Genomic DNA, 17,963 nt, shown 5'->3' with positions numbered 1-17,963 from the left:
ATATTCAGGCCAGCAATAAAAGAGGACTTCCATGGATGTCAGCCCCAAACTCACCGCCCGCCAGCAGCAAATCCTCGACTTGGTACGCAGCGCCATTGAAAGCACCGGTGCGCCGCCAACCCGAGCCGAAATTGCACGAGAGTTAGGATTTCGCTCCGCCAATGCCGCCGAAGAACATCTGCAAGCCCTTGCCCGCAAAGGCGTGATCGAATTGGTCGGCGGCACCTCGAGAGGCATCAGGCTGAAGTCTGACACATTACGCGCCTTGAACGAGGCTCGGGACGCGAGAGACGGCCGCAAGGCTCCCGAATCAGAGTCAAAACAGCGATCGTTTGGCACTCAATTCAGCCTGCCTTTGGCGAGTTTGGCGCAGCTCACCTTGCCGCTGGTAGGCCGGGTAGCGGCAGGCCAGCCCATCCTGGCACAAGAACATATTGAACAAAGTTATACCGTTGAAGCGAATATGTTCGCTCGCCAACCGGATTTCTTGCTCAAGGTGCGGGGCATGAGCATGAAAGACATTGGCATCATGGACGGCGACTTGCTCGCCGTCCAGAAGATCAGTGAAGCCAGCAATGGCCAAATCGTGGTGGCCCGTATTGGCGACGAAGTCACGGTGAAACGTTTTAAGCGCAGCCGCAGCGGTATTGAGCTCTTGCCAGAGAACCCTGAGTTCTCACCCATTCTCATCAAGTCCGGCGACGAGAGTTTCTCGCTTGAGGGCTTGGCGGTGGGATTGATAAGAAATCAGATGTTTCTCTGAACTATCGTGAAGCTGAGTTTGACTTGCAGACAAACTCGGCTTCTATTGACTGAGATATCTTATTGGCTGAGATATCTTATTGGCTGAGATATCTTGCTGTACATCCAAAATGATGCAGCACTGGCTATAGGATGCCTAAGCTGTACCAGTAAAAGAAAAAGCCCCGGAAACAAATGTTTCCGGGGCTTTCAATATTGGCGGAGTGGACGGGACTCGAACCCGCGACCCCCGGCGTGACAGGCCGGTATTCTAACCAACTGAACTACCACTCCAAATGCATTGAATTGCTTCAGCGCATCGAACAAAATTTGTATTCATCTTTGCGACGAATACCAAGCATTGTCAAACTTGGCGTCCCCTAGGGGATTCGAACCCCTGTAGTCACCGTGAAAGGGTGGTGTCCTAGGCCTCTAGACGAAGGGGACTAAACCTTCAAATTTTAATCACCTGAACTGCGCGCCTGCCACTCGCCCTAAAGCAAATGGTGGAGATAAACGGGATCGAACCGTTGACCTCTTGCATGCCATGCAAGCGCTCTCCCAGCTGAGCTATACCCCCAAATTCCGGGCATCGCGCTGTTCAAGCTTGATTATTCAATACTGCACTACTCAAAAACAAGCGGCCAATATCTTGGCCGCTTTTAGCGATACCTAACAGCAAATACTTCGCTGCTTCAAACCAATTCAGCATCTTGCTGAACGTCACAATTTTGGCGGAGTGGACGGGACTCGAACCCGCGACCCCCGGCGTGACAGGCCGGTATTCTAACCAACTGAACTACCACTCCATGCATATAAGTGTATCACATATATACTTAACAAATTTGTAGTTGTTTTGAAATTTTCAAACAACTACCAAGCTTTGTAAAACTTGGCGTCCCCTAGGGGATTCGAACCCCTGTAGTCACCGTGAAAGGGTGGTGTCCTAGGCCTCTAGACGAAGGGGACTAAACCTTCTAACTTCCTGAACTGCGCGCCATCCAAATAGTATCAACATTATACCGATAATATTTGGTGGAGATAAACGGGATCGAACCGTTGACCTCTTGCATGCCATGCAAGCGCTCTCCCAGCTGAGCTATACCCCCTTAAAACTTCCAAAACCTTGAATTCCAAGGCCTTGTCGTTTCGCGCTGTTCAAGCAAGACGTAGATTGTAGTACGAATTTTATGAGTTGCGCAAGCGTTCGATCACAATTTCTTTTGGAAACAGTGCCAACACAGCATCAACGCTCGGGGTTTGCACCCGTCCGCACACCAATGCCCGCACCGGCATCGCCAAAAGCGGCATCTTCAGACCATGCGCGGCGACGGTTTCCTTGATCGCAGCGGCAATGGCGACCTTGTTCCAGTCAATCTCCGCAAACTTAGCGGCCAAGGCTTGCAGCGCTGGTTTTACCGTTTCGGTGACATGCGCCGCCAAATCTTCAGCGCTGGGCTGGACCGGCGCGAAGTACATGCTCAGCCAGTCCGCCAATGCGACCGTGGTCGCGCAGCGGTCTTTGAAGAGCGCGCACATGGGAACCAAGGCCTCAGCATCGACATTCAGGCCACGCTTTAGTAATTGAGCAGCTACCAGAACGGCCAATCGCTCGTCATCGGCTTGCTTGATGTACTGGCTGTTCACCCATTCCAGCTTGGCCGGATCCCATTGCGCCGGACTCTTGCTCAGGTGCGTGCCGTCAAACCACGACACCAGTTGCTCGCGCGAGAACAACTCTTCATCACCGTGACTCCAACCCAGGCGCGACAGGTAATTCAACATTGCCTCGGGCAGATAGCCCGCATCTTCGTAAGCAGTCACGCTGACAGCGCCACGACGCTTGGACAGCTTCTGGCCGTCGTCACCCAGAATCACCGGCACATGACCGAAACGCGGCAATGGTGCACCGAGTGCGTTGAAGATATTGATCTGCCAGGGCGTGTTGTTGACATGCTCATCGCCGCGGAAGACATGGCTGATGGCCATGTCCCAATCGTCGACCACGACGCAGAAGTTATAGGTCGGCACGCCATCCGGGCGCACGATGATCAGGTCATCGATCTCGCGGTTATTGATGGTGATCGGACCTTTGACCACATCATCCCAAGTCACATCGCCCTCAAGCGGATTCTTGAAACGCACAACCGCTTGCACGCCTTCGGGTGCTGCAGGCAAGACCTTGCCCGGCTCCGGCCGCCAGCGACGGTCGTAATGCGTTTTTTCACCGCGTGCGCGTTGGGCCTCACGCATCTCGTCGAGTTCGGCCGGCGAGCAATAGCAGCGGTAGGCCTTGCCTTCAGCAATCAACTGTTCCACCACGGCGCTATAGCGCTCCAGGCGCTGCATTTGATAGATCGGACCTTCGTCATAGTCCAGACCCAGCCATTTCATCGAGGCAAGGATCTGCTCGACCGAGTCCTGGGTCGAGCGTGCCACGTCGGTGTCTTCGATGCGCAGCACAAACTTGCCGCCAAAGTGGCGCGCAAAAGCCCAGGAATACAGGGCCGTGCGGGCCGTACCCAGGTGCAAGAAGCCGGTGGGCGATGGCGCGATACGCGTGCGGATGGGAGTGTTTGAATTCAGGCTCATAGGGCGGTCAAGGTAGAAAGTCCACGCAGCAAATCGTCGGTGATGTCGTCCACATGCTCCAGCCCCACGGCCAGGCGGATCAGCCCTTGGCTGAGACCGGCGGCTTGGCGCTGAGCTTCGCTGAGGCGCCCATGCGAAGTGGTGGCCGGGTGCGTGATGATGGACTTGGTGTCGCCCAGATTGGTGGCGATGCTCAGCACACGCGTGCTGTCGATTACGTGAAAAGCGGCCGCTCTTGCCGCTTCGGGCGTTGGCGCCCGAAGCTCAAACGACAACACTGCCCCGCCCTGCCCCGATTGCTGACGCATCGCCAGCTCATGCTGGGGATGCGAAGGCAGCGAGGGGCAATAGACGCGAGCCACTTCGGGCCGGGCCTCCAGCCAACGCGCCACGGCCAGGGCCTGCTCGCTTTGCGCACGCATGCGCAGGCTGAGCGTCTCCAGACCTTTGAGAACAACCCAGGCATTGAACGGTGCGAGCGTCATGCCAACGGTGCGCAAGACCGGCGCAAAAACGTCCTTGATCAGATGGTTGGGGCCACACAAAGCCCCTGCCATGACTCGGCCCTGACCATCCATATACTTGGTCGCCGAATGCATGATCAGATCCGCACCGAGCTTGGCCGGTTGCTGCAAGGCTGGTGTCGAATAGGTGTTGTCCACCACCAGCAAGGCGCCGCACGCATGCGCTATATCGGCCAGCGCCCGGATATCGCAAATCTCGGTGAGCGGGTTGGTCGGTGTCTCGGCAAAGAAAATGCGTGTGTTCGGACGAACTGCAGATTGCCATTCCTGCAAATCGGTCTGCGAAACAAAACTGGTCTCGACGCCGAACTTGCCGAACTCTTTGGCAAACAAATTAATGGTCGAACCGAACACCGAACGCGAGCAAATCACATGGTCGCCTGCTTTGAGCAAGCCCATGCAGAGCAAGAGGATGGCGCTCATGCCGGTCGAGGTAGCGATGGCGGCTTCCGTTCCCTCCATCGCGGCCAGACGCATCTCCAAGCTACGCACGGTCGGATTGCTGGTGCGCGAATAGGTGAAATCCTCCGACGCTGCGAAGCGCTGTGCGGAAGTTTCGGCGTCGGGCTGCACATAGGCGCTGGTCAAGAACAGCGCTTCGGAGTTTTCGCCATGCTGGCTGGGCGCCAAGGCCGTGCGTACGGCCAAGGTCTCGGGGCGCAAACCGTCCGGTAATTGCGCGCGGGCCAAACGGCGGGCCGCGTCTTTGCTAACCGCGTTGCTCATCGGCCCTCACCCCCACTTTGCAAGGCCAGCCTTGTGCGCGCTGGGCCGTCTTCTTCTTCACCCTGGCTGCGCCGCTGCGCTTCGAGCTTGGCGAAGTCTTCGGCAGTCACATCACCGGTGACATAGACACCGTCAAAGCAAGAGGCCTCAAACCCCTGCAAGGCCGGTTGCAAGGCGGCGACAACACGCTTCATCGCATCAACATCTTGATAGATCAGGGCGTCGGCGCCGATGAACTGACGAATTTCCTCGTTGCTGCGGTTGTGTGCAACCAACTCTTCGCTGGTCGGCATGTCGATGCCGTAGACATTGCGAAAGCGCACCGGCGGCGCTGCCGAGGCCAAATAGACCTTGCGTGCCCCGGCCTCACGCGCCATCTGCACGATTTCTTTCGAGGTGGTGCCGCGCACGATCGAGTCGTCAACCAGCAAGACATTGCGGTTTTTGAACTCCAAGCCGATCGCATTGAGCTTTTGGCGCACTGATTTTTTACGCTCGCCCTGGCCCGGCATGATGAAGGTGCGGCCGACATAGCGGTTTTTGACGAAGCCTTCCCGGTAAGGCTTGCCGATGCGGTGCGCCAGTTGCATCGCGGACGGCCGGCTGGACTCCGGGATCGGGATCACCACGTCGATATCGCTTGGCGGCATGGTGGAAATCAAACGCTGAGCCAGGGTCTCACCCATATTCAGGCGCGCTTGGTAGACCGAGATGCCGTCCATCACGGAGTCCGGGCGCGCCAGGTAAACGAACTCGAACATGCAGGGGTTCAGCGTGGGATTCTCAGCGCATTGCTGGGTGTGCAATTTGCCTTGCATATCGATGAACAGGGCCTCGCCGGGCGCGACATCGCGCGTCAATTTGAAGCCGGTGCCTTCGAGTGCCACGCTTTCACTGGCGACCATATGCTCGCCATCTTCGGCCTGACCGAAACACAGCGGGCGGATACCAAAGGGGTCGCGAAACGCCAACATGCCGTGACCCGCGATCAGCGCGATCACCGCATAAGAGCCCTTGATGCGCTTATGCACCGCGCTAACGGCCTTGAACATGCCTTCGGGGGTCAGCGGCGCGTCACGCACCACCTGCTCAATTTCATGCGCCAACACATTGAGCAGAACTTCCGAATCGCTCTCGGTGTTGATGTGGCGGCGGTCGATGTCGTAAAGCTCAGTCTTGAGGCGTTGCGCATTGGTCAAGTTACCGTTGTGCACCAGCACCAGACCAAAAGGCGCGTTGACGTAGAAAGGCTGCGCCTCTTCTTCGTTATAGGCGTTGCCGGCGGTGGGGTAGCGTGTCTGCCCCAGGCCAATATTGCCGGGCAAGGCGCGCATATTGCGGGTACGAAACACGTCGCGCACCATGCCGCGGGCCTTGTGCATAAAGCATTTATTGCCTTGCATGGTGACGATGCCAGCGGCATCTTGACCGCGATGCTGCAAAAGCAGCAGGCCGTCATAGATCAGCTGGTTGACCGGTGAGCGAGAGATCACGCCGACGATGCCGCACATGGTATTTCCTTGTCTTGAGGGGACACAACAATATTCAGGGCCTGAGTAAAAACTCAGGCCGGGATCAATTTCAACAGCTCATCCGGCAAGGCCGGTCGAACTTCATTCAGCACTTTTTGCAAGCCAGCGGCCAACTGTGAATCGTGCCAGCTTGACCAATCCTTGGCCGGCGTCATGCCCACCAAGACTGCCAAGATCAAGCACACCAGCAAACCGCGCAAAAATCCAAAAATACAACCCAGCAAACGATCCACCAGACTCAAAGGCGTGGCGTGAAGCAAGGCCCGCACCAGCTTTGCACCCAGGGTCCAGACCAGCAAAATCAATATAAAACTCAGGCACAAGCCCAGCACATGCAACAAGCTGGCCTCGAAACGTTGCTGCGGCAACCATGATTCCACCAAGGGAGCCAAGATCGGCGCACCAAAATAAGCCATCAGCCAACCCGCGATCGACAAGAGCTCGAACACCAGACCGCGCCACAGGCCCAGCAGGGCCGACACGGCCAGCAGGCCCAACAAGGCCCAGTCGACCCAACTCGTCACATTACTCAATCAAGGCCACCGCGCGACTCAAGCCGTTCTTCAAAGCGTCAGCACGGCGGGCGACAGGCCGCTGGCGCGCAGTTTTGCGGCGGCCTTGTCGGCTTCTTCCTTGCTGGCGAAAGGCCCAACTCGCACCCGCACGCGCTTGCCTGCGGGCGTTTCAAGCACCTGCGTGTAGGTTTTCAAGCCCAGCTTTTCGACCTTGGCACGAACCTCTTGCGCTGCATTCGTATCGGCATAAGCCCCTACCTGAACGATCGCACGCTGCCCCGCTTCGGCGGCCTTGGCTTGTGCGGTCTTGCCTTCCAGCAAGAGCTGCACCCTTGCGGCCTCTTGCTGCGAAGCTGCCTTGTCAGGATGGTGCTCAGCGACTTTCTTGTCCGGCGCTTTATCGCTGGGCTTTGCCGAGGGCTTGGGCTCAACCTTCGGCTCCGGCTTTGCATCTGCTTTCGCTTCGGTTTTGACTTCGGCTTTAGTTGCTTCGACCTTCGTTGTTTCGGTCTTCGTTGTTTCAGTCCTCGCAGCGCCGGCCACTGGCAGGGTAGCTACAAGCTCTTTGACCGGAGGCGCGGCGGCGTCTTGCTTGTGCGGACTGGCTGGCGGGACTGAGTTTTCAGTCGAGGCCCGTTCAGCCTGCTCGGTCGTGGCGGGCAGCGGCGGCAAGGCAGGCAGTTGCAACTGCGCGGGCGCTGGCACGCGCAGCGGCGGCACCGACTCTTTGCCGGGAATGTCGATGGGCAAATCAACCGGAATCGGACGCGGCTGGGTCTCGAACAACAACGGAAACCCAATCACGCCCACGCCGACCAACAAGGCAGCTCCAATCAGCCGGTGACGCGCGCGCAGCCGCAAATGCTGCACGGCATCGGCCGCATCGGCAACGGGTTTTGCACCCGACTTGGCAGCTGATTTAGCGCCGGATGTTGCGGCCGAACTGGCTTCACCGCGTTTAAAAAAGGACAACAGACCCATGGCAAGAATGGCAGCGTGAGCCGGCTAGACGAGATGAAGCGAGATGACGCTAGACAAATAGGCTCCTTGCGGAAGCCTTGGAATCAAGACAAAGCAATGCTCGTTTGAGGCGGCTTGCCGGCCTGCAAACGCGGCACACCATTCTTGAGCACACCGCCTACGGTGTAGAAGGAACCGAAGACCAGAATTCTATCAGCGGGGTCGGCGCCGACAGCCGCTGCGGCCAGCGCATCGGCGGGGCTCGCGTGCACCTGCAGGCTCAATTCTTTCGGTGGTTTCAAGCTGCCGGCCGAACGAAGCTCCTCGAACTGTGCCAACAAGGCTTCGGCCTTGGCCGCACGCGGAATTTCAAGGTCACAAAAGTGCCAAACATCAACCAGCGGCGCCATTTTTTGAAAAATGCCGGCCAAGTCTTTGTCCGCCATGGCGCCAAAAACCGCATGCGTGCGCGGAAAGAAACCCATTTGATCCAGGTTTTGCGCCAAGGCCGCCACCGCGTGCGGGTTGTGCGCTACGTCCAGCACCAGATTGGGCTGGCCTGCCAGCACTTGGAAACGCCCCGGCAACTCCACCATCGCCAAGCCATTGCGCACCGCCTGCGCGCTGATGGGCAAGCGCTCGTACAAGACTTCAAACACCGCCAGCACACCCGCCGCATTGAGCAACTGGTTGACACCCCGCAGCGCCGGGTAAGCCATGCCACTGAAGCGGCGCTCGCGGCCCGACCATTGCCATTGCTGGCGGTCGCCGCTGTACGTGAAGTCCCGGCCGAGCTGACGCAAATCGGCGCCGATCTCGGCAGCGCGTGCGGCCAGCGAGGCCGGCGGCACAGGGTCACTGACGACCACGGTGCGACCAGCCCGCATGATGCCGGCCTTCTCTCGCCCCACCGACTCGCGGTCAGGGCCCAAATATTCGGTGTGATCCAGATCGATGCTGGTGATGACGGCGCAATCGGCATCGACCACATTGACGGCGTCCAGGCGCCCGCCCAGACCGACCTCCAAAATCACCAGATCCAGCGGCTCGGCCGCCAAGCGCAGCATGATGGCCAGCGTCGTGAACTCAAAGTAAGACAGCGTCAAGTCGCCGCGCGCGCCTTCCACGGCTGCAAAGTAGGGCAACAAAGACTCGGCCGAGACCGATTCGCCGCCCACCCGGCAGCGCTCCTGGAAATGCACCAGATGCGGTTTGATGTAGAGGCCGACCCGGTAGCCGGCTTGCAAGGCAATCGACTCCAGCATCGCACAGGTCGAACCCTTGCCATTGGTGCCGGCCACCATCACCACCGGGGGTTCGAACTTCAGACCCAGGCGATCACGCAGCGTGATCACCCGATCCAGTGTCATGTCTATGGTTTTGGGATGCAAACGCTCGCAGTGCGCGAGCCATTCTTCTAAGCTGGTAGGCAACATATGTTTTGGCGCAAAACAAGACGGCCAGACCTTGTGGGCCTGGCCGCTGGGGATCATCAAAGCGAGAACAGGGAACCGATCAAGCGACCGCGTCCGAACTCATGCGCTGCAGCATGGCCAACTGGCGCGCCACGGTTTCGCGCAACTCGCGCCGGTCGACAATCATGTCGATCGCGCCCTTTTCCATCAAAAACTCGGCACGCTGGAAACCAGGCGGCAGCTTCTCTCGCACCGTGTTTTCGATCACGCGCGGCCCGGCAAAGCCGATCAAGGCCTTGGGCTCGGCCAGCACCACATCGCCAACGAAGGCGAAGCTGGCGGACACGCCGCCCATGGTTGGATCGGTCAAGATGCTGATGAAGGGCAGCTTGGCTTTGGCCAAACGGGTCAAAGACGCATTCGTTTTGGCCATCTGCATCAGGCTCAACAAGCCCTCTTGCATACGCGCACCGCCGGTCGCGGTGAAGCAAATAAAGGCCGTCTTTTGCTCAATCGCCGTCTCGACGCCCCGCACAAAGCGCTCGCCGACCACCGAGCCCATCGAGCCCCCCATGAAGTTGAACTCGAAGCAGGCCGCCACCACAGGGATGGTCATCAAGGCACCGCCCACCACGACCAGCGCGTCCGTTTCGCCGGTTTGCTCCAGCGCATCCTTGAGCCGGTCGGGGTACTTCTTGCTGTCCTTGAACTTCAAGGCGTCGACCGGCAAAACCTCTTGACCGATCTCGTAACGGCCTTCGCCGTCGAGGAAAGCATTCAACCGAGCGCGCGCGCCGATACGATGATGGTGGCTGCACTTGGGGCAAACATTGACGTTCTGCTCCAGGTCGGTCTTGTACAAGACCGTTTCGCAAGACGGGCACTTGATCCACAAACCTTCCGGCACCATGCGGCGCTCGGTCGGGTCGGTTTGCTGCATCTTCGGCGGCAGAAGTTTCTCAAGCCAACTCACAAGCAGACTCCTTTTAACTTGATGATCGGTGGAGTTTCGAGCGCCTTAGGCGTCCAAAGCGCTCCGAATTTCGCGGATGAACTGAGCACCCGTCACCGCGACATTATCGCGCGGCTGGACCTCCAGCAGTTCAACCAAGCGCGAACCAATGACGACCGCATCCGAAACGTCGGCCACCGCGCGCGCCGTGGCCGCATCCCGAATGCCAAAACCCACACCGACCGGCACCGAAATGTGCCGCCGGATACGCGGAATCATCTCGGCCACCGCCGCCGTGTTCAGGTGCCCGGCGCCGGTCACGCCCTTCAGCGACACATAGTAGACATAGCCGCTGGCGACCTCGCCGACGCGCTGCATGCGTGCGTCGGTCGAAGTCGGCGCGAGCAAAAAGATCGCGTCCATCTGCTGCGCCTTCAGCAAGGCGGCAAAACGCACGCACTCTTCGGGCGGGTAATCAACCACCAGCACGCCGTCCACGCCGGCTGCCTTGGCTTCCAGCACAAAATGATCCAAGCCAAAGCGCTCGATCGGGTTGGCATAACCCATCAAGACCACGGGAGTGGTTTGGTTGCGCAAGCGAAAGGCCTGCACATCGGCCAAGACCTGGGTCAGGCCAATGCCAGCCTTGACCGCCCGCTCGGCCGCGCGTTGAATCACCGGGCCATCGGCCATCGGGTCGGAAAACGGCACGCCCAACTCGATCACATCGGCGCCGGCCTCGGCCATCGCCAGCATCAACTCGACCGTCACATCGGGGAATGGATCACCGGCGGTGACGAAGGGGATCAAGGCCTTGCGGCCCTCGGCGGCAAGGCGTGCAAACGTCGCTTGAATGCGGCTCATGGCTGGACTCCCTTCACTGGCATGGCAACGACAGCATCGCCACCCTTCACCGATTGCCCTTTGCACGAAGGCCGACAGAAAAATTCGGCCTGCGACAGATCAGCGACCGTGCCAATGTCCTTGTCGCCGCGACCAGACAAATTGACCAAGAGATGCTGATCGGCCGGCAGACTTGGCGCCAGCTTCATCGCATAGGCCACCGCGTGGCTGGACTCCAGCGCCGGGATGATGCCCTCGGTGCGGCACAAGTGATGGAAAGCCGCCAAGGCCTCGGCATCGGTGACGCCGACATATTCGGCCCGACCGATGTCCTTCAGATAGGCATGCTCGGGGCCGACGCCGGGATAGTCCAGGCCTGCCGAGATCGAATGCGTTTCGATGATCTGCCCGTTGGCGTCTTGCAGCAAATAAGTGCGGTTGCCATGCAAGACGCCCGGGCTGCCGGCTGACAGCGTCGCGGCATGCTTGCCGCTCGCGATCCCCTCACCCGCCGCCTCGACGCCGATCAGCCTCGTGCCGGCATGGTCGATATAGGGATAGAAAATACCCATCGCATTGCTGCCGCCGCCGACACAGGCAATCACCGCATCGGGTTGGCGGCCAATCATCTCGGGCATCTGAACCAGGCACTCGTCGCCGATGACGCGCTGGAAGTCGCGCACCATCATCGGATAGGGATGCGGGCCGGCCACGGTGCCGATGATGTAGAAGGTCGACTCGACATTGGTCACCCAGTCACGCATCGCCTCGTTGAGCGCGTCCTTCAAGGTCTTGGACCCCGACTCGACCGCCACCACCCGCGCGCCGAGCAAATTCATGCGGTAGACATTGGGCGACTGGCGCTTGATGTCCTCGCTGCCCATATAGACCACGCACTCAATGCCGTAGCGTGCGCAGATCGTGGCCGTGGCGACACCGTGCTGGCCGGCGCCGGTTTCGGCGATCACGCGCTTTTTGCCCATGCGCTTGGCCAATAGCGCTTGGCCAATGGTGTTGTTGATCTTGTGCGCGCCGGTGTGGTTAAGGTCCTCGCGCTTGAGAAAGATCTGCGCGCCGCCGAGCTCGCGGCTGAGCCGGTCGGCGTGATAGATCGGGCTTGGGCGGCCGACAAAATGAGCCAGCTCTTTTTTGTACTCGGCAATGAAGTCCGGATCTTGGCTGTAATGCGCGTAGGCGCTGTTCAGCTCATCAAGCGCATGGACCAGGGTCTCGGCGACAAAGCTGCCGCCATAGGTCTGGCCCTTGACCGGACCGAAATGCCCTTGGGCATCGGGTTGGGAATAGTTACTCATCGGAATCTCTCAGATTTCGGGATTGCTCACCGCGAGATCCACAGCCACCTGCGCATCGGCACGGGCCACAGCCTCACAGAACTCACGCATCAGCTCGGCGCATTTGAGGCCGCGTCCCTGCGCCTCTACGCCCGAGCTGACGTCAACGGCCCAGGGCCGCGCCTGCGTGATCCCAGCCAGCACATTTCCGGCATGCAACCCACCAGACAAAACGACTGGAGAGCCCAGGTTTTTTGGAATGAGTGACCAATCGAAGACCTTTCCACCACCGCCGTAGCCCTCGACATGAGCGTCGAGCAGAATCGCCTGAGCGGCTGAATATTGTTGAGCGTAGTCTAACAAATCAAAGCCGGGCTCCATGCGCGCGGCACGCATATAGGGTCGGCCCGGCCGTTCGCAATCTTGCGGCGACTCATCCCCATGAAACTGCAAAAGCATATTCGGCAAAGCTTCCAATGCGGCTTGTAGCTCGGCCTCGGTGGCGTTGACGAACAGGCCCACCGGCGTGACAAAAGGCGGCAACAAGCGCGCCAATTCGGCCGCCCGCGCGGGCGTGACATAACGCTTACTTTTGGCGTAAAAAACAAAGCCAATAGCGTCGGCACCGGCTTCGACGGCGGCGAGCACATCTGCCTCACGGGTCAAGCCACAAATTTTGATGCGGGTTCTTTTCATGCTGTTTGAGGCGGGCCGGGCAGCCAAGCCATTGCTGAGGTTTGGCTGGGGATTTGGTACTCGCTGGCGTAATAGGGGCCGACGAAATAGAGGCCATCGGCGGGAAAGGTTGGTGCGGCGAACTTGCGGTCTTTGCCAGCCAAGACCGCAGCAAACCAAGCCAGGTCGCGTGTGCCACGCCCCACCGCCAGCAAGCTACCCATCAAATTGCGCACCATATGGTGCAAAAAAGCCGAACCGTCAAAGTCAAAACGCCAGTAGTCACCTTGCTGGGTGATGGTGATGCTGCGCATGGTCTTGACCGGCGAAGCGGCCTGGCATTCGGATGAGCGAAAAGCGCTGAAGTCATGCTCACCGAGGAGCAGGTCAGCGGCCTGACGCATCGCCGCCCCGTTGAGCGGGTAATGCACCCAGCCAACCGAGCCGGCCTCGATCGCCGGTCGCACCGGGGACTCCAGCAAGACATAGCTGTAACGGCGACCTTGAGCAGCAAAGCGCGCATGGAAGGGTTCTTGCGCGAACACGCACCATTGGATCGCCACATTGGTGGGCAGAAAACAGTTCGTGCCGCGCACCCAAGAAGCAGCGTCCCGGATCACGGCGGTGTCAAAGTGCACGACCTGATTCAAACCGTGGACGCCGGTGTCGGTGCGCCCGGCACAGACGGTGCGAATATCGCTCGCGCTAAATTTCTTCAGCGCTGCCTCCAAGACATCTTGCACGGTTTGCCGGTCGGCCTGGGCCTGCCAGCCGTGATAGCCGCCACCACGGTAACTGACTCCCAGGACTACGCGCATCTCGCCTCACTCAATTGATGGCTCCACTATGAAAAAAGCGCCCGGCTCGGCGGGCGCTTTGCATTGTCGTGCATCAACGGTATGAAATCCCGCCCTAGCGCAGATCGTTCAACATCGCCTGAGCCTTGTCGCGCAAGGGTCCGCTGGATTTGGAGATCAGCTCTTGCAGCACTTCTCGTGCACCCTCGGTGTCGCCGATCTGGCGGAACTCGTCGGCCAATTCCAGCTGGCGCATCAAAGGGTCACCGCCGTCTTCCATCACATCAAATGCGTCGGCCAAGGGGTCTGCTGCGGTTTGTTCGGGCTCCCCGGCCTTCATCAGCTCTTCAAACTCCGCGCCAAAATCACCGTCCATGGCGACCGATTCGGCAACCGGAATCGGCGCCTCGGGAGCCTGGGGCAATTCGGGCAAGGACAGATCAATCGAGCCGAGGTCGAAGTCGAGCGCATTGCCCGCATCGGCCGGCGCGGGGCGATTCGAGGCGGTGTCATCCAAGCTGCCGAAGTCGTCCAAATCAAACTCGAGCTCATTGCCGGAGGGCGCTGCGCTTGCTGCAGCAGGCTCAGGCGGCGCTGGCGCAGGCGGCTCCGACAAGTCAAAGTCCATGGAAAACGGCGCTTGCTCCACCGTTGTCGTCATTGCCTGGGTGGCTTCCATTGCGGTCGGCGAAGCCGGCTCAGGCAGATCCAAATCCAGATCAAGGTCAAAACCACTCATAGGCCCAGCATCGACCGCAGCGCTGCGACCGGCTGGCTCGGTCGCCAAATGGCCAACCGTGTGCGGCATGGTGCTGGCATCCATTGGTTCGGGATGAACTTCACGGCCGTCACTTTGTTGGCTCGGCATACCGCCGGGCTGATAGAGCGGATTTTCTGGATCGATCTGGCGGCCCAGTTCCTGGGCACGCGCCCAATCGTCGCCGCTCCCCTTGGTATCTGCAAAGAGCTGCAAAGCCAGTTGCTCGAAACCCTTGGTGTCGCGGCGTTTGGCATAGACCTCCAGCAGCTTGAGCCGGATCGCCATGCGCTCTGGCGTCGCACGCAAGGCTTCTTTAAGAATTTCCTCGGCCTGCAAATCGCGGCCATAGGCCAGGTAGACATCGGCCTCGGCCACCGGATCAACATCGCCGATCGCATCCAACTGGCTGAGCGAATAGTTCATCGACGAGGCCGCACCGGTGGCGTCACGCGTGTCGACGCGCTGGCCGCCGGTGGCTCCGAAGAAAGAGTCGGGCTGCAGACGGCTTTCATGGAAGCCGGTGTCGGCCTTCGCAGCGGCCTTGCGGCCCCGCAAACGGTACCAGGTCAAGCCACCCACGGCGGCCAATAATGCGGCGCCCAAGGGCAAAGCCAAGGGGTTCTCAAGCAAGCCGGATTCGGCCTCTTCCACGGGGATGGCGGCGCTGGCCGCCGATGCCGCCGATGCAGGCACAGGCGGCTTAGGGGCCGCCGCAGAAGCGACCGTGCTCGGCAGCGCTGGCACGGCGGAAGCTGAGGAAAGCGCAGGCACGACGGCAGGAATGGCAGCGGGAACCGCTGCAGACGCAGAAGGAGCTGCAGCAACAGGGGCCGGCGCGGCCACCACAGCAGGTGCGGGAGAAGGTGCGGGCGCTGGTGCGGCTGCAGGGGCAGCCGAAGCCACGACGGCCGGCTTGGCCGCGCTGGAGATTTTCTTCAGTTCTTCGACATTGCGCGTCAACTCGGCCATGCGAGCAGCCGCGTCTTTCTTTTCGGCTTCCTTGGAGGCCTTAGCCACCTTGGCGTCAGCTGCGGCGCTTGCGGCCTTGCTAAGAGTGAGCTTGTCCGGTGTCGGCGCGGGCGCGGGCTTGCGATCTTCTACCGCCGCTTCTACCTTGCCTTTGGCCTGGCGCTCGCTTTGGTCAGTTTGCAGCGTCGGCGCTGCGCTGCTCAGGCGCAAGCGGTAGGCGCTGAAGTCTGCACTTTGGGCGCGAATGATTTGCCGCGCTTCGGTGGGCGAAGTGGCGCCCAAGGTTTCACTGGACGGCACCTGCAAGACCACGCCGGTGCGCAGGCGGTTCATATTGCTGTCGAGGAAGGCATCCGGATTGTTGCGAAACAGGCCGACCAGCATCTGATCGAGCGAGATGCCCTCGGGCTGCGTCTTGCCGGCAATGCGCGAGAGGCTGTCGCCCGGTTTAACCTTGTATTCGGATGCCGCTGATGCAGCCGAAGCTGGCGCTGAAGCTGCCGAAGCCGCAGGCGCCAGGGCCGCAGCACGCGGCGCTGGCGCTGCTGTGGGCTGGGCCGCAGCGGTCTCACGGGATGGCCGAGCGGCTGGACTCAAGGAAGGACTCTGCGCAGGGCTGGGCGTCGGTACAGCAGGAATGAGGACGGGCGCGGCCGGCGCCGGCGCAGGCACGGCTTCGGTCTGTGCGAGGGGCGCAGGCGAGATGACCGGGGCGCTTGTCACCGCCGGCGCGGCGGCAGGCGCAGGGGCACTATTGGGTCGCGTCGCTGCGGGTGGATCAAACAGCAAGGTGTACTCACGCACCAGGCGTCCGTTCGCCCAAGTCAGCTCAAGAATCACGTCAACAAAGGGCTCTTGAACCGCGCGGTCGCTGCTGACGCGCAGGAAACTACGGCCGTCTTTTTTGACGACCTGCACCTGCGTGCTGGCCAATACTGCGTTGTACTCAACCCCTGTTGCGCGGTAGGACTCGGGCGGCGCGATACGCACCTTCAAGGAACCCGCCTCTTCGGCACTCAGGCTGGTGATATCGATTTCCGCCTTCAGCGTCTCACCCAAGGCCGACTGCACCGACAAGCGCCCTAAGCCCAAGGCCCAGGCACCACCGCTGGAAGCAAGCAGCACAGCCGCAGCGATATGCGACAAAGCAAAACGGGAGAAAGCGCTGCGCCGCGAGCCCGGCACATGGACACCGCCCGAGGGGATGCCAGAGCGATTGGCTGGGGCACTGTCCGTGCTGTCCATAGCGCAATAGTTTGTTTTCAAAGCGTTCCCCCAAGCGACAAGGCGGGCACCACCCGATGTCCGCCTCTTTTGACGATGCTAACTTTCAACTTCACTGCGCTCACGATGCCATCCACATGCGCACTTCCGTTTGGAAATCCTAATAGAGGCAAGCATATACGCTTAGAAGCTCAGACAAAGGCTGAATAGCTCTGTAGACACCGCACTGATTCACCCCGTTACAAGCTTGTCGCGTGCCGGCAACGGGGTGCGCTGGCCATCAACGTGCCAGCAAGATCCTCAACATGCGGCGCAGCGGCTCGGCTGCGCCCCAGAGCAGCTGATCACCAATGGTGAAGGCACCCACATACTCGGGGCCCATGGCCAGCTTGCGCACACGGCCAACAGGGATGGTCATCGTGCCCGACACCGCCACCGGGGTCAGGTCTTGCACCGTCGCTTCGCGCGTGTTCGGCACCAGCTTGACCCACTCGTTATCGGCGGCAATCATCGCCTCAATGTCGGCCACCGGCACATCCTTTTTGAGCTTGAAGGTCAGCGCCTGGCTGTGGCAGCGCATGGCACCGACACGCACGCAAAAACCATCGACGGGAATAGCGGCCGAGCCAAAGCCTTCGCCCAGACCCATGATCTTGTTGGTCTCGGCCATGCCCTTCCATTCTTCCTTGGACTGGCCATTGCCCAGATCCTTGTCGATCCAAGGGATCAGCGAGCCGCCCAACGGCACGCCAAAGTTGGCGGTCTCGGCAGCGGTCAAGGCGCGCTGCTTGGCAATCAACTTGCGGTCGATCTCCAGAATGGCGCTCTTGGGGTCATCGAGCAAATCCCGAACCTCGGCATTCAGCGTGCCATATTGCGTCAGCAACTCGCGCATATGCTGGGCACCGCCGCCCGATGCCGCCTGATAGGTCTGCGTGCTCATCCACTCAACCAGACCGGCCTTGTAGAGCGCGCCCACGCCCATCAACATGCAAGACACCGTGCAATTGCCGCCAATCCAGTTCTTGCCGCCCTTGGCCAAGGCGTTCTCGATAACGGGCAGATTCACCGGATCCAAGATGATGACGGCGTCGGACTCCATACGCAGCGTCGAGGCCGCGTCGATCCAGTGGCCATTCCAGCCGGCCGCGCGCAGCTTGGGGAAGACTTCCGAGGTGTAGTCGCCGCCCTGCGCGGTGATGATGATCTCGCAGCGCTTGAGCTGCTCGATATCAAACGCGTTTTGCAGCTTGGTTTCGTTCTTGGCAAACGCGGGAGCGGCGCCGCCGGCGTTCGAGGTGCTGAAGAACAGCGGCTCGATCAGATCGAAATCACGCTCTGCCGCCATGCGGTCCATCAGCACCGAGCCGACCATGCCGCGCCAGCCAACCAATCCAACTAATGTCGTCATTTTCTTGCGTCCTCTATCTATCTCAACTGTTTTGA

14 protein-coding genes and 6 tRNA genes are annotated in these 17,963 nt (G+C 60.1%); 1 reads left to right on the top strand and 19 read right to left on the bottom strand.

The genetic code is table 11. The features are described 5' to 3' along the window. Nucleotides 1–31: 31 nt before the first annotated feature. Nucleotides 32–763 (top strand): transcriptional repressor LexA, encoded by a 732-nt coding sequence (gene lexA / locus PRZ03_RS20810; RefSeq protein WP_273602077.1) that lies wholly within the window; start codon nucleotides 32–34, stop codon nucleotides 761–763. 195 nt (nucleotides 764–958) lie between these two features. On the opposite strand, the gene PRZ03_RS20805 is transcribed toward lexA, so the two are convergent. From PRZ03_RS20805 to asd, 19 genes are all read right to left on the bottom strand, one after another. Then, nucleotides 959–1,035 (bottom strand) — tRNA-Asp (locus PRZ03_RS20805). Nucleotides 1,036–1,112: 77 nt separating this feature from the next. Then, nucleotides 1,113–1,188, bottom strand: a tRNA-Glu gene (locus tag PRZ03_RS20800). A gap of 57 nt (nucleotides 1,189–1,245) precedes the next feature. Further along, nucleotides 1,246–1,321: transfer RNA gene (locus PRZ03_RS20795), tRNA-Ala, on the bottom strand. Nucleotides 1,322–1,473: 152 nt separating this feature from the next. Beyond that, nucleotides 1,474–1,550 (bottom strand) — tRNA-Asp (locus PRZ03_RS20790). An 84-nt stretch (nucleotides 1,551–1,634) separates the two neighbouring features. Then, nucleotides 1,635–1,710 (bottom strand) — tRNA-Glu (locus PRZ03_RS20785). 64 nt (nucleotides 1,711–1,774) lie between these two features. Beyond that, nucleotides 1,775–1,850, bottom strand: a tRNA-Ala gene (locus PRZ03_RS20780). Between the two features lie 79 nt (nucleotides 1,851–1,929). Further along, a complete protein-coding gene (gene gltX, locus PRZ03_RS20775; protein ID WP_273602076.1) occupies nucleotides 1,930–3,333 on the bottom strand; it encodes a glutamate--tRNA ligase in 1,404 nt (467 codons plus the stop codon). Then, the gene (locus PRZ03_RS20770; protein ID WP_273602075.1) at nucleotides 3,330–4,583 is read right to left on the bottom strand and encodes an O-succinylhomoserine sulfhydrylase; all 1,254 of its coding nucleotides are present in this window, start codon (nucleotides 4,581–4,583) and stop codon (nucleotides 3,330–3,332) included. The genes gltX and PRZ03_RS20770 overlap by 4 nt, the downstream gene beginning before the upstream one ends. Further along, nucleotides 4,580–6,094 carry an amidophosphoribosyltransferase gene (gene purF / locus PRZ03_RS20765; protein WP_273602074.1) on the bottom strand — a complete coding sequence of 505 codons (1,515 nt, stop codon included), beginning with the start codon at nucleotides 6,092–6,094 and terminating at the stop codon, nucleotides 4,580–4,582. Before purF ends, PRZ03_RS20770 begins: the two co-directional genes overlap by 4 nt. A gap of 53 nt (nucleotides 6,095–6,147) precedes the next feature. After that, nucleotides 6,148–6,639 (bottom strand): CvpA family protein, encoded by a 492-nt coding sequence (locus tag PRZ03_RS20760; protein ID WP_273602073.1) that lies wholly within the window; start codon nucleotides 6,637–6,639, stop codon nucleotides 6,148–6,150. Nucleotides 6,640–6,678: 39 nt separating this feature from the next. Further along, on the bottom strand, nucleotides 6,679–7,611 hold the full coding sequence (locus PRZ03_RS20755) for an SPOR domain-containing protein (RefSeq protein WP_273602072.1): 933 nt from the start codon (nucleotides 7,609–7,611) through the stop codon (nucleotides 6,679–6,681). An 83-nt stretch (nucleotides 7,612–7,694) separates the two neighbouring features. Then, nucleotides 7,695–9,026, bottom strand: coding sequence for a bifunctional tetrahydrofolate synthase/dihydrofolate synthase (gene folC / locus PRZ03_RS20750; RefSeq protein WP_273602071.1), 1,332 nt, complete (start codon nucleotides 9,024–9,026; stop codon nucleotides 7,695–7,697). A 79-nt stretch (nucleotides 9,027–9,105) separates the two neighbouring features. After that, nucleotides 9,106–9,978, bottom strand: a complete 873-nt coding sequence (gene accD / locus PRZ03_RS20745) for an acetyl-CoA carboxylase, carboxyltransferase subunit beta (RefSeq protein WP_263535402.1) — start codon at nucleotides 9,976–9,978, stop codon at nucleotides 9,106–9,108. A 45-nt stretch (nucleotides 9,979–10,023) separates the two neighbouring features. Beyond that, entirely contained in the window at nucleotides 10,024–10,821 is a 798-nt protein-coding gene (gene trpA, locus PRZ03_RS20740) for a tryptophan synthase subunit alpha (protein WP_273602070.1), read from the bottom strand. After that, nucleotides 10,818–12,113 (bottom strand): tryptophan synthase subunit beta, encoded by a 1,296-nt coding sequence (gene trpB, locus PRZ03_RS20735; RefSeq protein ID WP_273602069.1) that lies wholly within the window; start codon nucleotides 12,111–12,113, stop codon nucleotides 10,818–10,820. Before trpB ends, trpA begins: the two co-directional genes overlap by 4 nt. Before the next feature lie 9 nt (nucleotides 12,114–12,122). Next, nucleotides 12,123–12,788, bottom strand: a complete 666-nt coding sequence (locus PRZ03_RS20730) for a phosphoribosylanthranilate isomerase (protein WP_273602068.1) — start codon at nucleotides 12,786–12,788, stop codon at nucleotides 12,123–12,125. Continuing rightward, nucleotides 12,785–13,585, bottom strand: a complete 801-nt coding sequence (truA, locus tag PRZ03_RS20725; protein ID WP_273602067.1) for a tRNA pseudouridine(38-40) synthase TruA — start codon at nucleotides 13,583–13,585, stop codon at nucleotides 12,785–12,787. Before truA ends, PRZ03_RS20730 begins: the two co-directional genes overlap by 4 nt. A gap of 94 nt (nucleotides 13,586–13,679) precedes the next feature. Continuing rightward, nucleotides 13,680–16,538: a FimV/HubP family polar landmark protein gene (locus tag PRZ03_RS20720; protein ID WP_273602066.1), complete on the bottom strand. Its 2,859-nt coding sequence runs from the start codon at nucleotides 16,536–16,538 to the stop codon at nucleotides 13,680–13,682. A 259-nt stretch (nucleotides 16,539–16,797) separates the two neighbouring features. After that, on the bottom strand, nucleotides 16,798–17,928 hold the full coding sequence (asd, locus tag PRZ03_RS20715) for an aspartate-semialdehyde dehydrogenase (protein ID WP_273602065.1): 1,131 nt from the start codon (nucleotides 17,926–17,928) through the stop codon (nucleotides 16,798–16,800). Nucleotides 17,929–17,963 lie beyond the last annotated feature (35 nt).

Source organism: Roseateles albus (assembly GCF_028595345.1).
GTDB classification, from domain to species: Bacteria; Pseudomonadota; Gammaproteobacteria; order Burkholderiales; family Burkholderiaceae_C; genus Paucibacter_A; species Paucibacter_A albus.
The sequence above is the reverse complement of the archived record's forward strand: the minus strand, read 5'-3'. Positions and strand labels throughout refer to the sequence as shown.

Bases quoted from the DNA above. Each gene is read 5' to 3' on its own strand.
- PRZ03_RS20720 (WP_273602066.1), bottom strand. From the start codon at position 16,538: ATGGACAGCACGGACAGTGCCCCAGCCAATCGCTCTGGCATCCCCTCG.
- lexA (WP_273602077.1), top strand. From the start codon at position 32: ATGGATGTCAGCCCCAAACTCACCGCCCGCCAGCAGCAAATCCTCGAC.
- trpB (WP_273602069.1), bottom strand. From the start codon at position 12,113: ATGAGTAACTATTCCCAACCCGATGCCCAAGGGCATTTCGGTCCGGTC.
- gltX (WP_273602076.1), bottom strand. From the start codon at position 3,333: ATGAGCCTGAATTCAAACACTCCCATCCGCACGCGTATCGCGCCATCG.
- truA (WP_273602067.1), bottom strand. From the start codon at position 13,585: ATGCGCGTAGTCCTGGGAGTCAGTTACCGTGGTGGCGGCTATCACGGC.
- folC (WP_273602071.1), bottom strand. From the start codon at position 9,026: ATGTTGCCTACCAGCTTAGAAGAATGGCTCGCGCACTGCGAGCGTTTG.
- PRZ03_RS20755 (WP_273602072.1), bottom strand. From the start codon at position 7,611: ATGGGTCTGTTGTCCTTTTTTAAACGCGGTGAAGCCAGTTCGGCCGCA.
- PRZ03_RS20730 (WP_273602068.1), bottom strand. From the start codon at position 12,788: ATGAAAAGAACCCGCATCAAAATTTGTGGCTTGACCCGTGAGGCAGAT.
- PRZ03_RS20770 (WP_273602075.1), bottom strand. From the start codon at position 4,583: ATGAGCAACGCGGTTAGCAAAGACGCGGCCCGCCGTTTGGCCCGCGCG.
- trpA (WP_273602070.1), bottom strand. From the start codon at position 10,821: ATGAGCCGCATTCAAGCGACGTTTGCACGCCTTGCCGCCGAGGGCCGC.
- purF (WP_273602074.1), bottom strand. From the start codon at position 6,094: ATGTGCGGCATCGTCGGCGTGATCTCTCGCTCACCGGTCAACCAGCTG.
- asd (WP_273602065.1), bottom strand. From the start codon at position 17,928: ATGACGACATTAGTTGGATTGGTTGGCTGGCGCGGCATGGTCGGCTCG.